This is a genomic window from Corynebacterium sp. CCUG 65737 (genome assembly GCF_024454115.1).
GTDB lineage: Bacteria > Actinomycetota > Actinomycetes > Mycobacteriales > Mycobacteriaceae > Corynebacterium > Corynebacterium genitalium.
The window spans coordinates 13,336-35,445 of record NZ_JAGPZB010000012.1 but is presented as its reverse complement, the minus strand read 5'-3'; the positions used below and the strand labels follow the sequence as shown (position 1 = coordinate 35,445).

23 protein-coding genes are annotated in these 22,110 nt (G+C 61.5%); 9 read left to right on the top strand and 14 right to left on the bottom strand.

Annotated elements, in window-relative coordinates; genetic code table 11:
- Positions 1-43: 43 nt before the first annotated feature.
- Complete coding sequence (locus KBX17_RS09465; protein WP_005288257.1) at positions 44-568, top strand: type 1 glutamine amidotransferase domain-containing protein; 525 nt, start codon at positions 44-46, stop codon at positions 566-568.
- Positions 565-1,626: a biotin/lipoate A/B protein ligase family protein gene (locus tag KBX17_RS09460; RefSeq protein ID WP_256019579.1), complete on the top strand. Its 1,062-nt coding sequence runs from the start codon at positions 565-567 to the stop codon at positions 1,624-1,626. The genes KBX17_RS09465 and KBX17_RS09460 overlap by 4 nt, the downstream gene beginning before the upstream one ends.
- A gap of 6 nt (positions 1,627-1,632) precedes the next feature.
- On the opposite strand, the gene KBX17_RS09455 is transcribed toward KBX17_RS09460, so the two are convergent.
- From KBX17_RS09455 to KBX17_RS09445, 3 genes are all read right to left on the bottom strand, one after another.
- A complete protein-coding gene (locus tag KBX17_RS09455; RefSeq protein WP_256003775.1) occupies positions 1,633-2,310 on the bottom strand; it encodes a GPP34 family phosphoprotein in 678 nt (225 codons plus the stop codon).
- A gap of 83 nt (positions 2,311-2,393) precedes the next feature.
- Positions 2,394-2,882 carry a MarR family winged helix-turn-helix transcriptional regulator gene (locus KBX17_RS09450; RefSeq protein WP_005288248.1) on the bottom strand — a complete coding sequence of 163 codons (489 nt, stop codon included), beginning with the start codon at positions 2,880-2,882 and terminating at the stop codon, positions 2,394-2,396.
- A gap of 21 nt (positions 2,883-2,903) precedes the next feature.
- Positions 2,904-3,323 carry a hypothetical protein gene (locus KBX17_RS09445; protein ID WP_005288245.1) on the bottom strand — a complete coding sequence of 140 codons (420 nt, stop codon included), beginning with the start codon at positions 3,321-3,323 and terminating at the stop codon, positions 2,904-2,906.
- Positions 3,324-3,497: 174 nt separating this feature from the next.
- On the opposite strand from KBX17_RS09445, the gene ribB reads away from it, so the two are divergent.
- From ribB to KBX17_RS09430, 3 genes are read left to right on the top strand one after another with little or no spacing between them, the layout of a single operon-like run.
- On the top strand, positions 3,498-4,250 hold the full coding sequence (gene ribB, locus KBX17_RS09440; protein ID WP_005288240.1) for a 3,4-dihydroxy-2-butanone-4-phosphate synthase: 753 nt from the start codon (positions 3,498-3,500) through the stop codon (positions 4,248-4,250).
- The gene (locus KBX17_RS09435; RefSeq protein ID WP_256019578.1) at positions 4,247-5,488 is read left to right on the top strand and encodes a lysophospholipid acyltransferase family protein; all 1,242 of its coding nucleotides are present in this window, start codon (positions 4,247-4,249) and stop codon (positions 5,486-5,488) included. The genes ribB and KBX17_RS09435 overlap by 4 nt, the downstream gene beginning before the upstream one ends.
- Positions 5,489-5,490: 2 nt before the next feature.
- On the top strand, positions 5,491-7,593 hold the full coding sequence (locus KBX17_RS09430) for an MMPL family transporter (protein WP_256019577.1): 2,103 nt from the start codon (positions 5,491-5,493) through the stop codon (positions 7,591-7,593).
- A 111-nt stretch (positions 7,594-7,704) separates the two neighbouring features.
- Here the strand turns inward: KBX17_RS09430 and KBX17_RS09425 are convergent, their stop codons facing one another.
- Together KBX17_RS09425 and KBX17_RS09420 are read right to left on the bottom strand one after the other, a co-directional pair.
- Entirely contained in the window at positions 7,705-8,385 is a 681-nt protein-coding gene (locus KBX17_RS09425; protein WP_255998821.1) for a GPP34 family phosphoprotein, read from the bottom strand.
- 279 nt (positions 8,386-8,664) lie between these two features.
- Positions 8,665-9,336, bottom strand: a complete 672-nt coding sequence (locus tag KBX17_RS09420) for a GPP34 family phosphoprotein (protein ID WP_256019576.1) — start codon at positions 9,334-9,336, stop codon at positions 8,665-8,667.
- A 111-nt stretch (positions 9,337-9,447) separates the two neighbouring features.
- Between KBX17_RS09420 and KBX17_RS09415 the strand changes: the two genes are divergently transcribed.
- The gene (locus KBX17_RS09415; protein ID WP_256019575.1) at positions 9,448-9,957 is read left to right on the top strand and encodes a DUF1707 domain-containing protein; all 510 of its coding nucleotides are present in this window, start codon (positions 9,448-9,450) and stop codon (positions 9,955-9,957) included.
- A 3-nt stretch (positions 9,958-9,960) separates the two neighbouring features.
- Here KBX17_RS09415 and KBX17_RS09410 read toward each other — a convergent pair whose 3' ends face one another.
- From KBX17_RS09410 to KBX17_RS09380, 7 genes are read right to left on the bottom strand one after another with little or no spacing between them, the layout of a single operon-like run.
- A complete protein-coding gene (locus tag KBX17_RS09410; RefSeq protein WP_256019591.1) occupies positions 9,961-10,935 on the bottom strand; it encodes a sulfite exporter TauE/SafE family protein in 975 nt (324 codons plus the stop codon).
- Positions 10,936-10,966: 31 nt separating this feature from the next.
- Positions 10,967-11,683: a sirohydrochlorin chelatase gene (locus tag KBX17_RS09405; RefSeq protein ID WP_256019573.1), complete on the bottom strand. Its 717-nt coding sequence runs from the start codon at positions 11,681-11,683 to the stop codon at positions 10,967-10,969.
- A gap of 16 nt (positions 11,684-11,699) precedes the next feature.
- Entirely contained in the window at positions 11,700-13,019 is a 1,320-nt protein-coding gene (locus KBX17_RS09400) for a sulfate adenylyltransferase subunit 1 (protein WP_256019572.1), read from the bottom strand.
- The gene (gene cysD / locus KBX17_RS09395; RefSeq protein ID WP_256019570.1) at positions 13,019-13,921 is read right to left on the bottom strand and encodes a sulfate adenylyltransferase subunit CysD; all 903 of its coding nucleotides are present in this window, start codon (positions 13,919-13,921) and stop codon (positions 13,019-13,021) included. The genes KBX17_RS09400 and cysD overlap by 1 nt, the downstream gene beginning before the upstream one ends.
- A complete protein-coding gene (locus KBX17_RS09390) occupies positions 13,914-14,690 on the bottom strand; it encodes a phosphoadenylyl-sulfate reductase (RefSeq protein WP_005288215.1) in 777 nt (258 codons plus the stop codon). Before KBX17_RS09390 ends, cysD begins: the two co-directional genes overlap by 8 nt.
- Positions 14,690-14,947, bottom strand: coding sequence for a hypothetical protein (locus KBX17_RS09385; protein ID WP_256019569.1), 258 nt, complete (start codon positions 14,945-14,947; stop codon positions 14,690-14,692). The genes KBX17_RS09390 and KBX17_RS09385 overlap by 1 nt, the downstream gene beginning before the upstream one ends.
- Positions 14,944-16,626: a nitrite/sulfite reductase gene (locus KBX17_RS09380; RefSeq protein ID WP_256019566.1), complete on the bottom strand. Its 1,683-nt coding sequence runs from the start codon at positions 16,624-16,626 to the stop codon at positions 14,944-14,946. Before KBX17_RS09380 ends, KBX17_RS09385 begins: the two co-directional genes overlap by 4 nt.
- A gap of 223 nt (positions 16,627-16,849) precedes the next feature.
- Between KBX17_RS09380 and KBX17_RS09375 the strand changes: the two genes are divergently transcribed.
- Positions 16,850-17,479 (top strand): hypothetical protein, encoded by a 630-nt coding sequence (locus KBX17_RS09375; RefSeq protein WP_256019565.1) that lies wholly within the window; start codon positions 16,850-16,852, stop codon positions 17,477-17,479.
- A gap of 248 nt (positions 17,480-17,727) precedes the next feature.
- Here KBX17_RS09375 and KBX17_RS09370 read toward each other — a convergent pair whose 3' ends face one another.
- On the bottom strand, positions 17,728-18,126 hold the full coding sequence (locus KBX17_RS09370) for a type II toxin-antitoxin system VapC family toxin (RefSeq protein WP_256019563.1): 399 nt from the start codon (positions 18,124-18,126) through the stop codon (positions 17,728-17,730).
- Positions 18,127-18,132: 6 nt separating this feature from the next.
- On the bottom strand, positions 18,133-18,399 hold the full coding sequence (locus tag KBX17_RS09365; protein ID WP_256019562.1) for an antitoxin: 267 nt from the start codon (positions 18,397-18,399) through the stop codon (positions 18,133-18,135).
- 110 nt (positions 18,400-18,509) lie between these two features.
- Here KBX17_RS09365 and KBX17_RS09360 point away from each other — a divergent pair, with 110 nt between their 5' ends.
- Both KBX17_RS09360 and KBX17_RS09355 read left to right on the top strand, forming a co-directional pair.
- Positions 18,510-20,234, top strand: coding sequence for an ABC transporter ATP-binding protein (locus tag KBX17_RS09360; protein ID WP_256019560.1), 1,725 nt, complete (start codon positions 18,510-18,512; stop codon positions 20,232-20,234).
- Entirely contained in the window at positions 20,231-22,045 is a 1,815-nt protein-coding gene (locus tag KBX17_RS09355; protein ID WP_256019559.1) for an ABC transporter ATP-binding protein, read from the top strand. Before KBX17_RS09360 ends, KBX17_RS09355 begins: the two co-directional genes overlap by 4 nt.
- Positions 22,046-22,110: the final 65 nt, after the last annotated feature.

Sequence of the window (22,110 nt, the reverse complement as noted above, 5' to 3'; positions counted from 1 at the left end):
GGCCAGCCCCCGGGCTGGCCTTTTTTCTATACCCTGGATTGGCATGAGCACTCTGGAGAACAAGACCATTGCCATCCTTTCCACCAACAACTTTGAAGACTCTGAGCTGACCAGCCCGCGCGATGCCGTGCACGAGGCAGGCGCGGCCACCGTAGTCGTGTCCACCGAGTCCGGCTCCATCGAGGGCAAGAACGGCACCGAGGTCTCTGTCGACCTGACTACCTCCGAGGCCAACGCAGCCGATTACGACGCACTGCTGCTGCCGGGTGGCACCTCCAACGCTGACCAGATCCGCACGGACGAGGCTGCTGTGAAGCTCGTCCGCGAGTTCACCCAGGCCGGCAAGCCCGTCGGCGTGATCTGCCACGGCGGCTGGATCCTCACCGACGCAGAAGCTGTCTCCGGTGTGCGCATGACCTCTTACCCTTCCCTCAAGACCGACCTGTCGAACGCTGGGGCGACGTGGGTTGATGAAGAGGTAGTCGTCGATAAGCGCATCGTCTCTTCGCGCACCCCCGATGACCTCCCTGCTTTCAACAAGGCCATCATCGAGGAGTTCGCTAAGTGACCTCCCACCACTTTGAGGTGAAGGTCGCCGGAGGCAAGCTCGTCGTCGCGGACGTCCAAGAAGACGGCACGACGATCACGGATGCGCGCATCTCCGGCGATTTCTTCCTCGAGCCGGAGGAGGCGTACGACGCGATCAACCGCGCGCTCGTCGGCGCATCAGTCACCGAGACCGCCGACGATCTGTGCAAACGCCTTGACACAGAGCTTTCTCGCTTCGATGACCTCGCGCTCCACGGTTTTTCCACGAAGGATGTGGCCATCGTCACTCGGCGCGCGGTCCTCGACGCCAAAGACCTCACCGACTACGAGTGGACGGTCATCCACTCCCCCGTTTTGCCCACCCCAATCAACGTGGCGCTGGACCAGTACCTGCTCGAAGAGGTCGCTGCTGGGCGCAAGGGCCCGATCCTGCGTTTTTGGGAATGGGAGGACAAGGCTGTTGTCTTCGGTTCCTACCAGTCCTTCCAGAACGAGTTGGATCCAGAGGGCATTGAGAAGCACGGCATCGTGCCTGTGCGCCGCATCTCCGGCGGCGGGGCGATGTTCATGGAGGGCGGCAACTGCGTCACCTACTCCATGTACCTGCCCGACGACATCGTGCGCGGCCTGTCCTACGTGGACAGCTACCAGTATCTCGATGCCTGGGTCCTGGCCGGGTTGCAGTCGCTCGGTGTGAACGCTTGGTACGTTCCCATCAACGACATCACCTCCGACGGCGGCAAGATCGGCGGTGCTGCGCAAAAGCGCATCCCTGGCGCGATCCTGCACCACACGACGATGTCTTACGACATCAACGCTGACAAGATGATGGATGTCCTGCGCGTGGGCAAGGTGAAACTGTCGTCTAAGGGCGTGCAGTCCGCCGCCAAGCGTGTTGACCCGCTGCGCCGCCAGACAGGTGTCCCGCGCCAGGAAGTCATCCAGGCGCTCATGGACACATTCACGGCGCGCTACCCGTCAGAGGTCGGCGCGCTTAGCGACGATGATTTGGCCGCAGCCCAGCACCTCGTGGACACCAAGTTCAGCACCGAGGAGTGGACGCGCCGCGTGCCGTAGCTGGCGTTAGCTCGATGCCGCCGCTTCTTCCACAGCGGCGGCGCTGGCGACCGATAGCAGCACCGTGTTGATTCCGTCGACATTCTCGAAGGTGCCTGCGTCCAGCACCTGCCGATCGATCTGCTTCACCCGCATACGCAGGTCATTGAATGGAATACCCTCGATCTCGCCGAGGAACTGGCGACGCAGCTCGCCGGTGTTCTTCAGCAGAAGAATGACCATTGCTTCCTCCGGGCGCGGCTCCTCCTTGCCCAGAAAGATGTCGCGGTAACGCTGGCGCATGGCCTTCTCGATGGTCTCATCCTTCTCCGGGAAGCGCTGCCAGTGCAGGCCCAAGAATCCCGCGCGCTCCTCGTCGAGCACACCCTCTTCAATGAGTCGCTGGGCAATGGCTTCCTTCTTGGCGAACTTCCGGGAATTGAGCAGCGAGTACACGCTCGGCTGCCCCTTCTTCTCCACACGGGCCACACCGTGAGCGAGGGCGGGGTGACCTTCGGAGCGGGCGACGGCGCCGTCGACAAGCGAGACGCTCGGGCTCTTACCGGCATGCACATCGACCAGCCCGGTTGCGACCAGATCGCACAGCAACGCGCCGTTCAACGCCACGCGCTGGTGGCTCACCCCCACCTCGACGTGGGCGGATTTGTCCGAGAGCAGCAGGAAGAGGGCTTCGCTGACGAGCATGGTGGAAAGTCCTTCTATGGTCGATATATAACTCGCCCCAGTCTATCCGGCAATCGGTAAACAACAAGCCGCATTCCCTCGCATCACGGGTGATAGAGGTGCGGAAAACGTCGCTGCAGAGCCCCCTTGAGCTCTGGATCCGACACAAGTGCAACAAGTTCCTCGATCACCGATCCCCCGTGAGCCTCTGACACTGCTCGCAGTTCGGCCGCTAACTGGGATTCGAACTCGACTTTCTTCTCTTTGATCTGAGTGAGAAGCTCACGCCCTTTGGGTGAGAGAGCATGAAGCGTCAGACGCTTGTCCTCGGTCGACTGTGCTGAGACAGATATTCCTTTCCTAACAAGCGCGTCGAGCAAACGGCTAGGGCTACCGGATTCACAGACAAGATACTGGCCAACTTCTTTCGTGCTAATTGGGCCATGAACGCCTAGCACTTCCACGACCTCCGCCTGGGAGTGAGTCAAACCCACCTCAGAGAAGAGCCGATTGAGCCGTCGGCTCCCCTGGCGCTGGAGCGCGAGAATGAGATAACGGAATTCCTCAGGATGAGTGAATAGCTCTAACGGCATGTCATTCCTTTCCTCGTGTTGTCAGCTTTCAGTCTCGAGGAAACGCGCCAATCGCGCTAACCGCTTACCGGGCACCAACGCCGCCTCTCGCTGCCCAATCACGGCCGACAGAGTCCCGGCTTGCCTAATCCGATGAGTAACCCGTGTCGTTCCATCCAACTGGGATTCAAGCAGAAAAGACGAATGTTCGCGCAGACCCGGAATATCAATTTCAAAGTCGACAACGTGGCCCGTTGAAGTCTCAGACGCGGCGGCCACGATCGTACCGTTCAATACTTTTTGCACCGTGAGCGCGTGCGAGCCGTCGGCACGAGGCGGGCTCACGAAGCTGAAAGCAGGATTCCACGAGGGCAGGCGTTCCAAGTCTGTCACGACCCCAAGAATGGCGCGCTCACCGGCATGAATCGTCACGGCGGCACTATTTTCGGTTTTAAATGACATGTCACCGACATTATCCAAGACACGTGCTTTGGTCAAGTAAATTTATTTCCCCCTGCCTGGTCGACTTCCACTTCAAATAAATTCCCAGTTCAGAGAAGTTGATCTACGTTTTCCCGTCTGGTTACATTCCGTGTTGCAACATGCATGTTGCCACATCTAAGACTGGAAAGGAACATGATGCTCCAAACACACGAAGAACAGGCATCCGTCAACAAGACTGACGAGCGCCTTTTCGCAGAAACCGAACTCAGCCCGATTGAGAAAATCGTTTCCGACGTCGCGGCGGGCAAGATGGTGGTCCTTGTCGACGACGAAGACCGCGAGAACGAAGGCGATCTGATCATGGCCGCTGAAGCTGCTACTCCAGAGGCCATCAACTTCATGATTACGCAGGGCAGAGGATTGCTGTGCGTGCCGATGCCTGCAAACCATGCACAACGGTTGAATCTGCACCCCATGGTGAAAACCAACGAGGACGATTTCGGCACGGCATTCTCTGTCTCTTGCGACGCGACCGGTGACTACGGGGTCACTACAGGTATTTCAGCCTCTGATAGAGCGCGAACGGTCCAGCTCCTGGCTAACGGGGGTAACGAGAATGACTTTCACCGTCCAGGGCACATCTTCCCCCTCATCGCTCGCGAAGGCGGGGTTCTCACCCGAGTCGGCCACACAGAGGCCGGAAGCGATCTGGCCGCAATGGCTGGTTTCTCTCCAGTTGGCGTCATCATCGAAATCATCGGTGATGACGGTGAAATGCTTCGACTCCCTCAACTCGTCCCGTGGTGCAAAGAGCGCGGGATCTCCATCTCGACCATCGAGCGCATGCGCGACTACCGGAACGAACAAGTACGCGCAGGAGTCCGAATTGACCAGAAGCCCGACGGAACTCCCATCGCCGAGACGCTGAAAGGCGACGCACAGTGAAGAACTACAATTCAAGCTTTCTTGGTCAAACTGTCCGCCGAGTTTCTACGCCGCGAATCCACGACTTCGTCCTGAACCACGTCGGCTTCATCGAGGGTTTGGAAAATATTCCACGCACCGGACCGGTCATTTTTGTAGCCAATCACTCCAGTTACATGGACCACTTCGTTACGAAGACCCTGGCAAACTCAGTTCGCGGAGGCGAGGAGTGGTTCCCCACCAAAGCCGAGGCATTCGAATCGTTTCTTTCGCGTGTTTGGCACGAGTCGATGAACTGTTATCCAGTCGACCGTGACGCACCAGGAGAAGAAGTATTTCGTCGCGCACAAGACGTTCTCGAGGACGGCGGCACTCTCGTGCTCTATCCAGAAGGCACACGCAACGTGGGCGAAGGACTCCTGCCCTTCAAATCCGGCGCGTTTCGCATGGCATTAGCGAACAACACACCCGTCGTACCCATCGGAATGACCGGACTTGCAGAGGTTCTACCAAAAGGCGCTACTGTACCGCGGCGCCGTCTCTTCTCCGTTTCCATCGGCGAGCCGTTGGTCCAGCCAGAGGTGGGTGATGAGCGAGAAAACGCCCGTCAAATGCGCGACCAAGCGTTTGACATCGTCGCTGAGCTAAAGGATCGAAGCAAGAATCCGAATGGAGCCGATCGTGGTGCCGCGGTGAGCCGCATGGTGGAACTGGCGCAAACTATAGTGCGGGAGAACCTCACTCCCCAGGGAACCCTTCCTCCGGCGGTAGTTCGGCGGGTCGAATTGCTGTTGCGCATCGCGCGTAAAACATCCCGCCGCGACCTCAGTCTCCCCGTTCAGCAGACCCGGTTATCCGGTTTCAAGGCCCTCAACTCACACACATCGGCAGGCACTGCAGCACGCGCCGCGATCGTTAACCAGCGGGCTCTTCTACTTTCAGACCTAGACGGATCTGATGATTTTTCTGCTTACCTCGCTGGAAGAAGCGCCTTAACACTGCCACGTTGGCTCGGTGGTGGAGCGAATTTGGCGCGCTCTCAGTTCCAACGGGCGGTGTCCCGCGGAGGAAAGATGACCTCTCAATCGTACGTGGGGCTCGCAGAGTCGTTCCTCAAAATTGGAGACATCGACGCCGCAATAGAGGCTTACCGCCAAGCAGAGGACAGCATCCCCGCCGATGATCCGCGTGGCGATCTCCGCCGAGAAAAGATCGCGTCTGCGGTTGCGTCGGCCAAGTCAGCATCGGAAAGAAACTAAATATGCCCATAAGCTTCGTAAAAAAGTACTCAAAGCTCATTCTCGTAGTGTGGTTGCTCCTTTCCGCGCTCGGGGTAGTTGGAGCACTCCAGCTCAACGGTGCCGTGAAAGCCGGAGGCTTCAACGACGAGAACGGGACGTCCTTTGTCGGCCAAGAGGTGAACGAGCATGCCTTCGGCGATCCCGCGAATCAACTCACTGTCGTCCTGAACTCCGACAGCAGCATCTCTTCAGAAGTGCTAGACAACGTCTCGACGGGTATAGAAACTCTGCCGAACATCGACTCAGTCATCGATGGGCGTGCGCTCGCCTCATTGTCTTCTGATTCAGGGAAAACCCAAATCCTCCAAGTCGGCGTAGCGGCTGATAATACGACGACTCAAAACATGATCCCTGACCTCCGTGACAGAGTCGAGACAGCAGTGGAAGGAGAAGATGTCACGAGCCATGTGACTGGAGCCCCCGCTTTGGACTACGACTTGAACATTCAGTCCCAGCAAGATGCCTTGCGAGCGGAGATCATCGCCTTCCCACTTCTCATTTTGGTTCTGCTGCTCATTTACAGAGCTGTCGGTCCTACGCTGGTGACACTCCTGGTTGCAGGCGCTTGCCTTATTGGAACGCAAGGCATCGGAACCCTGCTAGCTTCGTTCCTCGATGTTTCCAACATGTACATCACCGCAGCCTCCCTTATCGGTTTGGCCGTTTCGGTGGACTACTGCTTGTTCTTGATCGCTCGATACAAGGAGTTTCTTATCGCGGGACATCCGCCTGAGGACGCTCTGCGGCGAGCAACCAACACCGCAGGGCATTCCATCCGCTTTGGCGGCTTGAGCGTCATCGCCGCTCTATGTGCTCTGTTCATCGCTCGGAATATGGTTTTCAGCTCGATTGCCATGGCTGGCATCGTGGTCACGTCCATCGCGCTTTTGGCGTTGGCAACTCTTGTGCCAGCTGCAATTATGCTGCTGGGAGACCGATTCTTCTTCGGCAAACTCCCTGGATACGAGAAAACAATGCGAGCTCCGGAAGATGAGGAGAAACGCACTTCGAGCCTCCCGCTCAAATCGCCCTTGCTTGCAGTCGTGTTGATCGCCGTGCCATTGCTCATCGCCGCTACCCCTCTGGCGAGCATCAAACTCCAGGTTCCCGTAGCAAGCTCGTCCATTCTCCCAGCAGGAATGGACTCACGCGAGGGGATCGAAATCATTGAATCTGAGCTCAACGCCCGCGAGCTGTTTCCCACTATGGTTACGTTCGCCGGGACGGAGGGCCAGTCAGCCCAAGAACTCAATGCAGAAGTCGAGGAATTCCTCGCGGACATTGAAGAGGTTCCACACGTCGATCAGGTATTCGCGTCGGGAACACCTGCAGAGCAGTATTCCCCCTACCCATTGAGCGCCGAGAAAGAGGGACGCGCCTATAAGAGGGTCGTCATTACGTCTACGGACTTACCGGATTCCGACGCCGCCCACGAGATGGTTGCGGATATCAAGAAGGCGGCAGACGAGTACCCCGACACCTTCGTCTCAGGCGCCACAGCGCAGGGCGACGACTTTGATCGACTGGTCCAAAAGTCCATTCCCTGGATCGTGGGTTTCGTCCTCTTGATTTCGCTGCTTCTCCTTGGATGGGCTTTCCGGTCGTGGCGACTAGCCACACTCGCGGTCGTGCTCAACGGTCTCGTTGTCTCCGCAGCGATGGGTTGCCTATCCCTGCTGTGGAAAGCCGTAACTGGTGAAGCGATCAACAGTGTGACGCCGATCGTCGTGTTCGCGATCGTATTTGGCCTGAGTATGGATTACATGGTGTTGATGGCTTCACGAATGAAAGAGCAGTTCGCTTCCGGCTCAACCCATCGCGATGCCATCGCGGAGGGAGTTGCGCACACATCCCGTCTCATCATCTCCGCCGCGATCATCATGATTGGAGTTTTCCTCTCATTCATGGTGGCTGAAATCAGCATCATTCAAGAGCTGGGCCTTGGGCTGGCGATGGCCGTCGCTTTGGACGCACTCATCGTTCGACCCATCCTCCTGCCGGCAACGCTCGCTTTGCTAGGTGAGAAGGTATGGGGCAAAACCCAATCAACGAGCTCTAACTAGACGCTTAGTTCGCGCAGTGCAGTGAGTAAGCGATTGGACGCAGACAAGACTCCTGTGCGGACTTGCTGGCGCTGGACCGAACACTCCCTTGGTGTCCGGTCAGCCCCTGCGCTATCTCCTGGCCTGGTTAGCCATCATCACTGTCGTGTTGACCGTGACCGATGTTTCAGCACTGTTCGCTGCCTTGATCACCAGCTCAAGATCCGGGTCCGTCACCAAGGCCGCCACATCTCTGACTGCCTGCTTCACTTCGCCGCGGCCCATTCCGCGTAGCTCTTCCTTGAGGAGGGCGCGGACGGCATCGTAGGCGTCGAGAAGCGCTACGAGCATCGATTCTTGCAATGTCGGGTTTGCTTGGCCGCGGAGAATCTGCTCAAGTCGGCCGCGGAGCTGCAGCTCCACCGACTCATCGCGAGTAGGAAATTGATTTCGGGAGAGGAAACTGAAAACCCCGTCTGTTTCCTCGAGGACACCCTGCGCGACGAGCCCCTGTGCGACATCTTTCCGCTTCGCGAACCAGTCATCCGCGATGATGTCGTAAGTAGACCTGTTGTTTCGCTTCTCAATCATCTCTACGCCGTGTCGCAGCACAGGATGCTCGACCTGCGCCGACGGAACAGCAGCTGTGAGCTTCGGGTCGCGGATTGTTCGGTCAGTGATCGTGACTAGTTTCCAACCAACCAGATCGGCCATGAGTCCGCTGCGGAGGAGCATGTCGTTCCACAGCATTGAGGTTTCGTGTTTACCTTTGTCGTTCGTGGAGAGAAGTAGTATTTGCTCCGAAATCAACATGCCCTCAGTATATGGACACTCGGAGCTGGCCCGCCCGGAAAAATGTCCCCTGCATCATCGCAGTTTGCTGCGTGTTAGCTCCGAACCAGCGGAGCACGGTCGTGTGGTCAAAGCTACTGTCCCCTGGGCTCGGCAGGAATAGATTTTCAGTATCGCCTTTCAGTGAACCGATGCGACGTTTTCCCAGGCGGGATTTCACCGGAGGCGTCAGAAGGCGATAGTAAAAATGTATTGAGCGCGGTGCCTTGCCCGAAAAAACACCAACACACCCAGTCCGACTTAGGGGGTGAACACGGTCATTGTCGCCCCAACCGCAGCCATTTCCACGGACTTCTTCGCAGCTTTGAGTGTCTGAGCGATCTCGGGGGATGTGACGGAGGCGGATGCGTTTTCAATCGCTTGCTTGCGTTCTGTGCGCCCCATCCCGCGCAGCTCCTCTTTGAGGAGCGGGCGGATGGCGTCGTAGATATCGAGGAGCATGATGAGCGTCGCATCCTGCTCCGTCGGCTGCGCCTGACCACGAAGGATCTGCTCCAGGCGGCCGCGGAGCTCCAGTTCTGGCATCCCATCGCGGGTCGGGAACTGGTTCCGGGAGAAAAGACGGAAGCCGCCGCCGGACTCCTCCAGAATCCCCTCGGCGACCAGTCGTTGGGCGACATCCTGGCGCTTACCAAACCATTCGGACCACAGGACGTCGTAAGTCGTTTTGCCCGACCGTTTCTCCAGAGCTTCAACGGCAGTACGGAGGACAGGATCCTCCACTTGAGCCGCAGGCACGCTCGGAGCGACGATCGGGTCTCGGAGCTTGCGCTCTGTGATGGTGGCAAGGCCGCGGCTCATCAAGTCCGCAAGCAAACCGCTGCGCAGCAGCATGTCGTTCCACAGGAAAGCCGACTCGTGCTTGCCTTCGTCGTTGGTGGAGAGAAGTAGTATTTGCTCCGAAATCAACATGGCCCCAGTCTAGAGAAAAGTTAAAGCTCCGAGCATTGCGCATAGGGCCTGGAACGTGTTCAATGGAACCCAGTGAATTGGCCACCCCTTTGAGCCGCACAAGGGACGCGCATGTCATCGATTCCTGATTCCCCTGCCCACGACGCTGCGTTAGCCCAGTTGCAAGACGCTGTCGGCTCGGGCCAGATCGATCTCAACGAATTTGAAGAACGGTCGGCGATGCTTCTCGACGACAATCCCGCGGCAATCTCGCGCGCACTCGAGGGTCTTCCGCAGGCAAAGACCGCAAGCATAGCCACACGTTCGGCAGGTACCGGCCCTTCCCCTACTGGCGCTGCAGCGCCCGCTCGGACGATGCCACGCCCGGTCTCTTCCCGTTCGGTGCGCCAACTCCACAACAAGGAGTTGAAAGTTGAGGTTGCAACGTGGGTAGCGGTGTCGCTGATCGTGCTGACCATTTGGGGCATCATCGCGGTGACGGCGACTCCCACCTATTTCTGGCCTGCGTGGGTGATCGGGCCGTGGGGTGCGCTCCTCGCTGGGCGAACGCTCATTGAAAGGGCTACCCGGGAGCGTCCGCAGGATGGGCTTGCCCCGGCCGGTCGACCAGAGCTGTACTAGTGCTTAGCTCCGCGCACTGGCGTTGGAGGTATCCGGCGCGTGTGCCGGCGTTTCCGTCGCCTCGGCCGAACCCGACTCAGCGCCGATTGCTGCTTCCTTCTCGTTCGCCGCGCGCCAGTTCGCGCGGTGGCGCCGCCAGCCGCGGATCGACAGTGCCACGCCGACAACCAGAACGACCACCCGCACCACGATCAGCACGGTCGCCCCGACACCAAGGGCCTTGAGCACGACGGGCAGGTTGAGCATGACGATCAAGGTGCCCACGATGCCGCCGAGCAGGATCGGGTTGAGCCTGGTCACCAGCCATGCGGCCAGCGGCGCGGCGATCACGCCGCCGAGCAGCAGCGCACCGACCGCGGAGAGGTGGGTGACCAGGTCGTCCCACATTCCCAGCACGAAGCCGGCGGTCGCGGCCGCGGTGACGAAGAACTCCGCGGTGTTGACGGTACCGACAATGCGGCGCGGCTCGGAGCGGCCAGCCGACAGCAGCGTCGAGGTGGTGACGGGACCCCAGCCGCCGCCACCAGTGGCGTCGACAAATCCGCCGAACAAACCCAGGAACCCAAGGAAGGGTTTCGAGTGCGGCGTCTCTACGACCTGCCGGCGAATGAGCCCGCGGGAGAATCGGTAGACCAGGTTGATGCCGATCGCCGCGAGAATGAGCGACATGATCGGCTTCGCGGATTCCGTCGACAGGTTGGACAGGACAGTCGCACCGGCGAACGCTCCGATGGAGCCAGGAATGCCGATCGCTGCGACAACGCGCCAGTCGACGTTGCCGAATTTCCAGTGGCTGATGCCGGACACGAGCGTTGTACCCAGCTCAGCCGTGTGCACCACCGCGGAGGCCTGCGCGGGTCCCAGGCCTGCGAGCATGACAAGGATCGTCGTCGATGTGACGCCGAAGCCCATGCCCAGGCCGCCGTCCACAAGTTGGCCGGCTAAGCCGGCGATGGCGATGAGTATGAGCGTGATCATGCGGTTCATGGTGGCTGTCCTTTGGTGAGAATTACGCCGTGGCCGAAGCGGCCAGTGCGTCTGTGTGCGCGAGTGCGCGGCGGTAGCGCGAAGCTACGACGTGTGCGAGGTCCGCACCCAGCGGCGCGGAGACGGAACCGGGCCACATTCGAAACGCCCGGTCCAGGAGCAACCCTTCAGTGACAAAGAGCGGGAGCAAATGCTTATCGACGCTTTCCAGCTCCCCCACGTCCCTCTTCCCATGGCCCGTCGCGGGAACGGTCGTGACAGGAATGCCGACGAGCTTTTCGACGTCTCGCCCCAGCTCCACCGTCTTCCCGGCCGCCTCCGTGTTGGAAGTGCCGACCGGGTAGAGGATGATCTCCTGGATTGACAGGCCAGACGCCGCGATATCGCTCACGGCTCGAGCGGCGAGGATGGCGGCGACGTCGCGACCTTGGCCCAGCCCCTCGGCGGGGATGAGGTCGAGTCCGGTCGCTGCGCGGGCTTCCGCGATCGCTTGCGGAACGTCGTGGGTGGCGTGGAAGGCGGTGGTGAACAGGGTCGGTACGACAACGGCGCGGGTGCAGCCAGCGTCGACAAGCTGCTGGGCAGCGGCGGTGAGGTCGGGGGTGTCGAACTCGAGGTGCGCATCCACACCCGTCACGCCCAGCTGAGCTGCAGCAGCAGCGGTCAGCGTGGCCACACCGGGGCGCGCGCCGGGGTGGCGCGATCCGTGCGACAGCGTGATCAGGGCGGGTGCGTTCATGATGACCTCAGCTCTCCTACCGCAGCCGCGTTCCCACGAGACCAGCTGCCAGCGTGTTACCGGACGCCTGGTCAATGAGCAGGAAATTGCCCACGGCACCGCGCGCCGCGTACTCCTCCACCGGCAGCTCCTGCGCCGTCTGGACGGTCACGTGCGCAATGTCGTTCAGGCCGAAGGACTCTGGCGCGGTGTTATCCGAGTTGGACGAAGCCGTGCCGTCGATGTCGATGACGCGGTCGACGCTGGCAACACGGGCACGGACCAGCGAGGTGCCGTAGCGCAGCTTCACAGCCTGCCCAGCGGCGACGTCCTTCTCGGTCAGACCGACGACGGTGCCGTGGAACTCGCGGACGAGCTCCGGGAATGGCGCGGAGGCCAGCAGGTCGCCGCGGGTGAGGTCAATGTCGTCGGCAAGGCGCAGGGAGACCGCGTCGCCAGCCTCAGCGGACTGCGCGCCGTCGAGGCCATCCGCCGTGTCGATGTGCGTCACCGTCGTGGTGCGGCCATTCGGCGCGACAACCTCATCGCCGACCTTCACGGAGCCGGAGTTCACGGTGCCGGCGTAGGCACGGTAGTCGGTCTCGTGCTCACGCAGGACGTACTGGATGTTGAACCGGAACGCCAGGTCCAGCGCGCGGCCGGAGTTGACCGGGATGGTCTCCAGCAGCTCGAGCACGGTCGGGCCTTCGTACCAGGATGTCTCGGTGGAGCGCTCGGCGACGTTGGCGCCGAACTTCGCGGAGATCGGCACGGCGTGCGGCTCCTCGATGCCCAGGGCAGTGCAGCGGGACTCGAACTCGCCCTTGATCTCCTCGAAGACGTTCTGCGAGTAGTCCACCAGGTCGATCTTGTTCACGGCCAGGATGACTGTCTTCACACCGAGCAGGCTCGCCACGGTGAGGTGGCGGATGGTTTGCGGTTTGATGCCGTTTCGGGCGTCGACAAGCAAAACGACGACCTGGGACGTGGACATGCCCGTGACGGTGTTGCGCGTGTACTGCTCATGCCCCGGGGTGTCCGCGAGGATGAAGCTGCGCTGGTCGGTGGCGAAGTACCGGTAGGCGACGTCGATGGTGATGCCTTGTTCGCGCTCGGCGCGAAGGCCGTCGACAAGCAAGGAGAGGTCGAGGCCCTCGAAGCCGCGGTCGGCGGAGGTGCGTTCGACGCTGGCGAGCTGATCCGCGAGCACCGACTTCGTGTCGTGCAGGAGGCGGCCGACGAAGGTGGATTTGCCGTCGTCAACGGAGCCGGCCGTGCAGAGCCTCAGCGTCGCTCGTTGCGCTAACGCTTCACTCGCCGACGCATTCGGCTCTGCAGAATTTCCAAAAGGACTCATCAGAAGTAGCCCTCCTTCTTGCGGTCTTCCATGGCGGATTCGGACAGGCGGTCGTCGGCACGCGTGGCGCCGCGCTCGGTCAGGGTGGAGGAGGCGAGCTCGACCAGCACCTCGTCAATGGTTGTCGCGGTCGAATCGACTGCGCCGGTGCAGCTCATGTCACCGACGGTGCGGTAGCGCACGCGGCGGGTCTCCACGGTCTCATCCTCGCGCGGGCCGCCCCACTCGCCGGCGGTGAGCCACATGCCGTCGCGGTTGAACACCTCGCGGTCGTGAGCGAAGTAAATGGCCGGCAGCTCAATGTCGCGGGCGCCGATGTACTCCCACACGTCCGCTTCCGTCCAGTTGGAGATGGGGAAGACGCGGATGTTCTCGCCCGGAAGCTTCTCGCCGTTGTAGAGACTCCACAGCTCAGGGCGCTGACGGCGCGGGTCCCAGCCGCCGAAAGAGTCGCGGACGGAGAAGACGCGCTCCTTGGCGCGGGCGCGCTCCTCGTCGCGGCGGGCGCCGCCGAGAACTGCGTCGTAACCGACCTCAGCGATGGTCTCCACTAGGGGCACGGTCTGCAGCGGGTTGCGGGTGCCGTCGGGACGCTCGACCAGGTCGCCGCGGTCAATCCAATCCTGCACGTGCGCCACACGCAGGCGGGCACCGGTTTCCTCGACGAGGCGGTCGCGGAACTCGATCACTTCCGGGAAGTTGTGGCCGGTGTCCACGTGCAGCAACTCGATCGGCATTGCGGCGGGCGCAAACGCGCGGCGCGCCAGCTCGAAGACGACACAGGAGTCCTTGCCGCCCGAGAACAGCAGGCCGATTTTGTCGAATTGCCCTGCCACCTCACGCAGGATGTGAATCGACTCGTTCTCCAGATCCCGCAGGTGCGGGGAGAGTTCGTTAGCCATGCAGACCACACTCCGTCTTGCTCGAAAAGGCCCAGCGACCAGCGCGGGGATCCTCGCCCTCAGCGACCGGCAGGGTGCAGGTCGCACAGCCGATGGAGGGGTAGCCCTGCTTGGTCAGCGGGTGGATGATCAAATTCTTGTCCTCTATGTATGCGTCGGTCTCGTCCAGCGACCACGTGATGATCGGGCTGATCTTCAACCGGCCCGTGGCATCCAAACTCAAAGCGGGGGCTTCGGCGCGGGTGGGGCCGTCGTCACGCCGCAGGCCCGTGACCCAGCCGACGTAGGGCGAGAGGTTCACCGCGAGCGGCTCCACCTTGCGCATGCGGCAGCACGCGGTCGGGTTGCGGCGGTAGAGCGCCTTGCCGTAGACGCGGTCCTGTTCCTCGCGCGACAAGATCGCCTTTGCGCGGACGAGGCGCTGCGCCGGATAACGCTCTTCGACCTGGTCCGCGACATCAAGCGTCTCGTCGAAGTGGTACTCCGTATCCAGGAAGAGGAAGTCCGCCTCCGGCAGGTAGTCTTTCGCCAGCTCCGCGAGAACGGTGTTCTCCATGCTCAACGTCACCACGAGGTTGCCTGGGGCATACTCGTGGGCCCACTCGAGGATTTCTTTCGCGGAGGCGTTGTAGAGTTTGTCAGCCCATTCGTCGACAAGCTTCGCGTTTGCTTCGGCGATCTCTGGGGTCAGCGGCGCTGTTTCTTTGGGGCCCTCGGGGCTCACTTCGGGGTCGCGCACATCACCCGCGGACCTGTTTAGAAAGTCCACTATTTCTCCTTCCTCAACACCGCGTCGTGGCCGTGACGGGCCAGCGATTCCTGCAGTGTTTGCTCCGTTGACTTGGCCTTCTGCGGAGCCACGTCCGGGTCATCTTGCCCGTGGAACAACACCTCGAAGATACGCAGGCACTCGGTGCATTTCCATGCAAAATCCGATTGTTCATCAGGAAATAACCCTTCCCCCGCGCAGTAGGGGCAATACGCGGGGTGGTTGCGGTTCGGGTTCGGCTTGCGGCGGAAGCTCATCGCAGGTCATCCTCGTCGGCGCGCGCGACCCAGTCGCGGAAGAGCTCGCCGTCGTTTCGCTTTTCGACGAAATTACCCGCCACCCTCGTCACATAATCCCCAAGCTCAGTCGAGAGGACCTTGTGGCCGCGGAGCTTCCGGCCGAAGTTGGCGCCGTCGCCGATGGCGCCTCCCAAGTGGACCTGGAAGCCTTCGACCTTGTTGCCGTTGCCGTCGTCGACCATTTGGCCCTTCAGGCCGATGTCCGCGATGTGCGTGCGGGCGCAGGCGTTCGGGCAGCCGTTCAGGGCGATGGTGATGGGAGAGTCGAAGTCCTTGAGGCGTTCCTCGAGTTCGTCGACAAGCTCAATGCCGCGGGCCTTTGTGGTCACGTGGGCGAGCTTGCAGTATTCCAAGCCGGTGCAGGTGAGCATGCCGCGGCGGAATTCGCTGGGGGCGGAGTACAGGCCCATCTCAGTCAGGTCTGCCGCAAGCGCCCGGACCTGCTCCGGGTCGACGTCGAGGAACAGAATTTCCTTGAACGGGGTGAAGCGCAGACGACTCAGGCCGTAAGACTCGGCCAGGTCAGCGATGGCGATGAGCTGCTCGCCGGTGAGGTGGCCCATCGTCGGCTTCACGCCCAGGTAGACATTGCCGTCTTTCTGCTCGTGGATGCCAATGTGGTCGCGGTCGATCAGGTTGGTCGGGGCGTGCGGGCCGTCGGGAAGCTTGTAGCCCAGGTACTCGTCCTCGAGGACCTGGCGGAACTTATCGATGCCCCACTGCGCCACCAAGAACTTGATGCGTGCCCGGGCGCGGAGGCGGCGGTAACCGTAGTCGCGGAACAGGCGGACCACGCCTGCCCACACCTCCGGCACCTCCTCCAAAGTGATGAACGCGCCGAGGGACTGAGCGAGCATCGGGTTCGTCGCCAAGCCTCCGCCGACAAAGCACTCGAAGCCCGGACCCAACTCGGGGTGGTTGACCCCGATGAACGCGATGTCGTTGATCTCATGCACGACATCCTGGCGGGCGTTGCCGGAAATCGCGGTCTTGAACTTGCGCGGCAGGTTCTGGAATTCCTCGCGCAGGACGTACTCGTTCTTGATCTTCTCAATCGCCGGTGTGGCGTCGATAATCTCATCCTTCGCGATGCCCGCCACCGGCGAACCCATGATCACGCGCGGCACATCGCCGCAGGCGTCCCAGGTGTTCAGGCCGACCGACTCGAGCTTGTCCCACATCGCCGGCGCGTCTTCGACGCGCAGCCAGTGGAGCTGAATGTTCTGGCGGTCCGTCAGGTCGGCTGTGGACCGGCAGTAGTCGCGGCTGATCTCGCCGACGGCGCGGGCTTGTTCGGTGGAGCACTGGCCGCCGTCAAAACGCACGCGCGCCATGAAGAACTCGTCCTGCAGCTCGAGGTTGTCCTTGCCGGTGTGCTCGCCGCCCAAGTTCTGCTTGCGTTGCGTGTACATGCCCAGCCACTTAAAGCGCGGGTACAGATCTTCTTCCGGGATCGACTTGAAGCCCTGCTTAGAGTAGATGTCGATGACGCGCTGCTTGACCGCCAGCACCGGCTCGACCTGCTTGAGCTCCTCATCGTGGTTGAGGGGCGCCTGGCCGTCGATCTTCCACTGGCCTTCCGGCTTCGGCTTACGCGCCGGGCGGGGCCGTGCTTCTGCGCTTGTGGTGGTGGTCATGCCGCCTCCTTCTGTGTACCGCTCTGTCTATAGCGTTGCGCGGTGCGGTTTGTTGATCAGCACGCTACACAGCCAGCCCGCCTAAGGTCACTCCTCCGCAAGGTTTCGGCTCGCTGGTCTGCACGTTCATATGAATGTAAATCTCGCTTGAGCCTTGACTGCGTACTAATCGTTGCTAAGTTTTTAGACCAAGCGGTCTACCTAGCTACAGAAGGAGCCTCACATGACCAACCGCGTTTCCCGCGTCGCCGTCATTGGAGCCGGCCCCACCGGCATCCACGCATCGGACCTCCTCATCTGCATGCCCGGCCGCAGCTACTTCGTCGACCTTTTCGACGCCTCCCCCGCCCCCACATCCCTCATCCGCTTCGGCTCATCGCACCGCAGCGCCCGCTCGCTTATCGACGTCCCCCGCCTCAGACTCTTCGGCAACCTCACCATCGGAACTGACGTGACCGTCGGCGAACTGACCCACTACTACGACACGATTGTCGTGGCGTCTGATTCTGACGCCGGGGCCGGTGACACCGCCGGGTCCGTCGTGGTCATCGGCACATCTCCTGGCGCGGCCGAGGTTTACGACGCGCTCTCCGCGTCCGCCGCCGATGCCGCGATTGCCGTCAGCCGCACCCCCGTCGTCGCTTCACCGCAGGTGGCCGACCAGCCCGGCGCGATCGTCGCCCTTCTCGAGTCCCGCAGCCTCCCCTTCACCACGTGGGAAGGCTGGCACCGGCCGGCTTGGGCGGACGTTTCCGCGGTGTCAGCATCCGGCCCGTCTGCGCCTGGCGTCGTCACGGTGGCCCAGTGGACGACCCTGCTGTCTGCAGCGAATGCAGTTCCAGCCACACCCTAGCTCCGCAAAACCCCAGGGACTCCGCAAAACCGCAGGGACTCCGCAAAACCGCAGGGACTCCGCAATGCGGAGTCCGCTCCATCGAACTCCACCCGACCCCCGGAATACTGCTCGACCTTATAAGCCAAACCGAACGTTTCTGACCTGCATGTTTACCTGAGCAGTATTCCGGAAATGCCCGAGCAGTATTCCAGCCCGGCGCCACCTCACCGGACTGCCGCAAAACCGCAGGGACTCCGCAGTGCGGACTATCGCCAGTTCTCAACCTCAAGCGATGGCACTCGGGAGAATTCATCGTCGTTGGCCGTCACGAGGACCACATCCTCGCGCAATGCCTGAGCCGCGATCCATAAGTCATTGGGGCCGATAACTCGTCCTTGACTTTGCAGGGCCGCTCGAATTTCCGCGTAGATCTCTGCAGTTCGTTCATCCACACCGATCCTCGGCCAGCCCGCCAAGAACGTGTCGATGGATTGTCGCGCTCGAATAGGGTCCATCGACCGTAAAGCACCTGCATACAGTTCTCCGAGAACCACTGTGGAGACGCCTACTTGATCTCGTGTGCAGCTCGAGGCACGGTCCAGCACGTGCGGATAACTGCCCCGTTCAAGATCAATCCAGGCGTTCGTGTCGAACAGATACCGCATGGTCTATCAAGACCTGTCGTCGAAGTCAGGTAAGGGTTCGAGTGGAAGGTCTTCGACTTCTTCGAGAAGTCCCCCTTCGATACCTTCTGCGCCTTGGTAGGCGCGCAGCCGGCTGAGCGCGTCACCGATTGTCTCTTCGACGGGACGGAGGAGCAGACCCTCGGGGACGTGCTCGACGGTCACTCGTTCGACGACGAGTCGGTGGGTCACCGGAATGCGGACAGCCTGACTGTTTCCGGATTTGAACACGGTGGTTTCAACGGGCTTCGTCACAACTTCCTCCTTTAGCACTATCAACACCGTCACTACGGATATAACTCCAAGTATATACGGCCGAATGGCGACACTATGCTCCAGAAACGGCACAGGCCTATGATTGCCCCGTGAACCTCCCCCATCTGATCCGCCTCATCGGCAGCGTGTTCCGCACAGACCGCCGCTTCGCCGCCGCCATCGCGGGCGTGCTGGTACTCCAGCTCGTGTCGGTGCTGGCTACGTTGTGGTTGCCGTCGCTGAATGCGGACATCATCGACAAGGGTCTGGCCCGTGGCGACATACCTTATATATGGCGCACTGGCGGGGTGATGCTGTTCGCGGCCTTGGTGCAGATTGTCACGGCGGTGGGGGTGATGTGGTTGGCGGCGTGGGCGTCGACAAGCGTGGCGCGTGAGCTGCGCAAGGACGTGTTCGCGCACGTCAACCGCTTTGACGCTGAGGATATGGCGGAGTTTCCGCCGGCGACGCTGATCACGCGCGGGACGAACGATATCTACCAGATTCAGGTCGCGCTGCAGCTCACACTGGGCATGCTCGCGACCGCGCCGATCATGGCGATCGGCGGTGTGGTCATGGCGTTGCGGCAGGACGCTGGCTTGTCATGGCTGGTCGCGGTTGCGGTAGTGATTCTCGCGGTGGTGGTCACGGCAGTCGTTGCGCTGCTGTTGCCGTTGTTCACGCAGATGCAGGAGCGCCTCGACGCGGTCAACGCCGTTCTGCGCGAGCAGATCAGCGGCATTCGTGTGGTGCGCGCGTTCGGCCGCGAAGACTTCGAAACGCAACGTTTCGCCGAGGCCAACGCGGACATTACGCGGGTGAGCCTGAACGTCGGCCGCGTGTTCGTGATCCTGTTTCCTGTGGTCATGCTGATCCTCAACGCCGCGATCGCCGCGTTGATGTGGTTCGGCGGCCAACGTATCGATGCCGGCCTGATGCAGATCGGTTCGTTGACGGCATTCATGCAGTACATGCTGCAAATTCTCATTGCGGTGGTGATGGGCGCGGCGATGATCATTCCGCTGCCCCGCGCGTTCGTGTGCGCACGCCGTGTAACGGAAGTCTTGGTGCACTCGCCCTCGCTTATCGACGCCCCAACCACCCCGGCCACTGACCCCACCGTCACATTCGACCGCGTCACCTACTGCTACCCCGGCGCGGACGCCCCGGTCCTGGAGGACATTTCTTTCGAGGCCCGCCCAGGCACGACGACGGCCGTGATCGGGTCGACTGGCGCGGGAAAGACGACGCTGCTGTCCTTGATCCCACGGCTGCGTGCGCCCAGGTCCGGCGTGGTGTCACTCGGCGGCGTGCCCACCACGGAGCTGAGCCGCGAGCACCTGGCCAGCACCGTGTCAATGGTTCCGCAGAAGCCGTACCTGTTTTCCGGCACGGTGGCGACGAACCTGCGTTTCGGCAACCCGGACGCCACCGATGACGAACTGTGGGCGGCGTTGCGCGTCGCTCAGGCGGACTTCGTCGAGGACTTGAACATGCCCATCTCCCAGGGCGGCACGAACGTTTCCGGCGGGCAGCGCCAGCGTCTGTGCATCGCGCGCATGTTCGTAGCAAATCCGAAGGTGCTGCTTTTCGACGACTCTTTCTCCGCCCTTGACCCCATCACCGAATCCAACCTGCAGGCGGCCATGGCCGAATACACGGCCGGTGCGGTGACCATTCTCGTGGCGCAGAAGGTCAGCTCCATTGTCGACGCCGACCAGATCCTGGTCATGGAAGCCGGCCGGATTGTGGACCGCGGTACCCACGAATCCCTGCTGGCCAACTCACCGACGTACCAAGAGATCGTTGCGTCCCAGGAAGGAGTGGACGCATGAGTGCCAAGACAGACTTGACCGACGAAGAGTTCCTGGAGTTGGAGGAGAAGACCGGGGAGGCGGGGCGCAGACAAGCAAAAGCGTTCTGGCCCTCTGCCTGGCGGATGCTGAAGCTCATGGGCCCGCACAAGCTCGCGTTCGGCACAGGCGTGGTGCTCAATGTGGTCTCGGTGCTGCTCATGGTGGCCGGGCCGGCGGTGCTGGGCATAGCCATCGACGTGATCGCGCGCGGCGACATGGAGCGGCTGAGCGACGTTGTGATGTGGCTGCTGGTCATCTACACCGGCGCATCGTTCGCTGACTGGGCCTCAGGCGCAGTGATCAACCGGGCCGTCATGCGGGCGGTGTACGACCTGCGTGCGTCGATCGAGGCGAAAGTTCATGATCTGCCGTTGAGTTACTTTGACACCCGGCAGCGCGGCGACCTGCTGTCGCGCACGACGAACGACGTGGACAACGTGCAGCAAGCCCTGCAACAGGCGATGGGGCACTTGATTCACTCGGCGATCATGCTCACCGGCATCGTGGTGATGATGTTCTCCATCTCCTGGGAGCTCGCCCTCGTCGCTCTCATCGCTGTGCCGCTGTCAGGACTGGTCATCGCCGTGCTGGGAACGCGCTCGCAGAAGCAGTTCAGTCAGCAATGGCGCTCTACCGGCGCGCTGAACGGTCACGTCGAGGAAGCGTTCACCGGCCACGAGGTCGCGCTCATCTTCGGTCGCACCGACGAGATGGAGAATGAATTCGATCGCCGCAACGCCGAGCTGTTCGGCTCCGCGTTCAAGGCGCAGTTCCTTTCGGGCACGATCTTCCCGACCATGCAGTTCATCACCTACCTGTCGTATGTGGTCATCGCGGTCGTCGGTGCTCTGCGCGTGGCTGGCGGGCACATCACGCTGGGTTCGGCGGTGGCGTTCATCCAGTATTCGCGCCAGCTCAACCAGCCGCTCGGTGAGCTCGGCGGGATGTTGCAAATGCTGCAGTCCGGTGTCGCATCGGCCGAGCGCATCTTCGAGTTCCTCGACGCGCCCGCGCAGAGCACCGACGCCAACGGCATCCTTGCCACACCCGCGCGCGGACTCGTCGAATTCGACGACGTTTCCTTCAGCTACTCCCCCGACACGCCACTTATCGAAGACCTGACCCTGCGCGTCGAACCGGGGCAGACCGCCGCGATCGTCGGCCCCACGGGCGCCGGAAAAACGACACTGGTCAACCTGCTCATGCGGTTCTACGACATCGATAGGGGTGAGATCCGGCTCGATGGCGTCGATACGCGAAGCGTCCCTCGTGCGGCCTTGCGCGGCGAGATCGGCATGGTGCTGCAGGACGCTGTGCTGTTCAAAGGCACCATCATGGAGAACATTCGCTACGGGCATCTTGACGCCACCGACGAGGAGGTCATCGCCGCCGCGCGCGCCACGTACGTCGACCGCTTCGTGCGCACGCTTGCCGACGGCTACGACACGGTCGTCGACCTGGATTCCGGCGCCATCTCTGCCGGTGAGCGACAGTTGATCACTATTGCTCGAGCGTTTCTTGCTCAGCCGTCGGTGCTCATCCTCGATGAAGCAACGTCGTCCGTGGACACCCGCACCGAGGTTCTCGTGCAGGAAGCGATGGGGTCGTTGCGCTCTGGGCGCACCGCGTTCGTTATTGCTCACCGCTTATCGACGATCCGCGACGCCGACACCATCCTGGTCATGGAGGCCGGCCGCATCGTCGAACAGGGCTCCCACGACGAGCTGATGGCGCGCCGCGGGGTGTACTGGCGTATGCAGCAACCAGACGGAGCTGCGGGCGACTTCTAGTTCAACAAGCGTTCATCTTCTGTTACTCGCCTGTCCAGTTCCTTAGATTAGCCTGACGAGCGCCC

Bases quoted from the DNA above. Each gene is read 5' to 3' on its own strand.
- KBX17_RS09465 (WP_005288257.1), top strand. From the start codon at position 44: ATGAGCACTCTGGAGAACAAGACCATTGCCATCCTTTCCACCAACAAC.
- KBX17_RS09455 (WP_256003775.1), bottom strand. From the start codon at position 2,310: ATGCTCGTCAGCGAAGCCCTCTTCCTGCTGCTCTCGGACAAATCCGCC.
- KBX17_RS09450 (WP_005288248.1), bottom strand. From the start codon at position 2,882: ATGCCGTTAGAGCTATTCACTCATCCTGAGGAATTCCGTTATCTCATT.
- KBX17_RS09445 (WP_005288245.1), bottom strand. From the start codon at position 3,323: ATGTCATTTAAAACCGAAAATAGTGCCGCCGTGACGATTCATGCCGGT.
- ribB (WP_005288240.1), top strand. From the start codon at position 3,498: ATGATGCTCCAAACACACGAAGAACAGGCATCCGTCAACAAGACTGAC.
- KBX17_RS09430 (WP_256019577.1), top strand. From the start codon at position 5,491: ATGCCCATAAGCTTCGTAAAAAAGTACTCAAAGCTCATTCTCGTAGTG.
- KBX17_RS09425 (WP_255998821.1), bottom strand. From the start codon at position 8,385: ATGTTGATTTCGGAGCAAATACTACTTCTCTCCACGAACGACAAAGGT.
- KBX17_RS09420 (WP_256019576.1), bottom strand. From the start codon at position 9,336: ATGTTGATTTCGGAGCAAATACTACTTCTCTCCACCAACGACGAAGGC.
- KBX17_RS09415 (WP_256019575.1), top strand. From the start codon at position 9,448: ATGTCATCGATTCCTGATTCCCCTGCCCACGACGCTGCGTTAGCCCAG.
- KBX17_RS09410 (WP_256019591.1), bottom strand. From the start codon at position 10,935: ATGATCACGCTCATACTCATCGCCATCGCCGGCTTAGCCGGCCAACTT.
- KBX17_RS09405 (WP_256019573.1), bottom strand. From the start codon at position 11,683: ATGAACGCACCCGCCCTGATCACGCTGTCGCACGGATCGCGCCACCCC.
- KBX17_RS09400 (WP_256019572.1), bottom strand. From the start codon at position 13,019: ATGAGTCCTTTTGGAAATTCTGCAGAGCCGAATGCGTCGGCGAGTGAA.
- cysD (WP_256019570.1), bottom strand. From the start codon at position 13,921: ATGGCTAACGAACTCTCCCCGCACCTGCGGGATCTGGAGAACGAGTCG.
- KBX17_RS09385 (WP_256019569.1), bottom strand. From the start codon at position 14,947: ATGAGCTTCCGCCGCAAGCCGAACCCGAACCGCAACCACCCCGCGTAT.
- KBX17_RS09380 (WP_256019566.1), bottom strand. From the start codon at position 16,626: ATGACCACCACCACAAGCGCAGAAGCACGGCCCCGCCCGGCGCGTAAG.
- KBX17_RS09375 (WP_256019565.1), top strand. From the start codon at position 16,850: ATGACCAACCGCGTTTCCCGCGTCGCCGTCATTGGAGCCGGCCCCACC.
- KBX17_RS09370 (WP_256019563.1), bottom strand. From the start codon at position 18,126: ATGCGGTATCTGTTCGACACGAACGCCTGGATTGATCTTGAACGGGGC.
- KBX17_RS09355 (WP_256019559.1), top strand. From the start codon at position 20,231: ATGAGTGCCAAGACAGACTTGACCGACGAAGAGTTCCTGGAGTTGGAG.